Below are 242 nucleotides of genomic sequence, written 5' to 3'. Positions count from 1 at the left end.
CGGCGTGAATCATCGGCGCGGCAATGTAGGGAAATCCGGCGGTGGTGCCGATGCTCATGACGAAGTCCGGGCCTTGGGCCATGGTGTGTTCCAGGCGGGCGACGGCATCCTCGGGTAGCCATTCGTCGAACAGGGTGACCCTGGGGCGGACGATGGCTTTGCAGGCTTCGCACTTGCGCGGGATTTACTCCAAGTGGGAGAAGTCCGCAACCCACTCCTCTGCCCCACAGTCGGTGAAGAAC

At 62.8% G+C, this 242-nt stretch carries 1 protein-coding gene; it reads right to left on the bottom strand.

Annotation, left to right across the window (positions count from 1 at the left end):
• A partial coding sequence (locus tag SB754_RS22550; protein WP_410784501.1) for a Sir2 family NAD-dependent protein deacetylase occupies nt 1–184 on the bottom strand: 184 nt, incomplete at its 3' end.
• Nucleotides 185–242: the final 58 nt, after the last annotated feature.

This window comes from Leifsonia sp. SIMBA_070, assembly GCF_046534635.1.
Taxonomy (GTDB): domain Bacteria; phylum Actinomycetota; class Actinomycetes; order Actinomycetales; family Microbacteriaceae; genus Leifsonia.
This window is presented reverse-complemented; position numbering and strand designations above follow the sequence as displayed.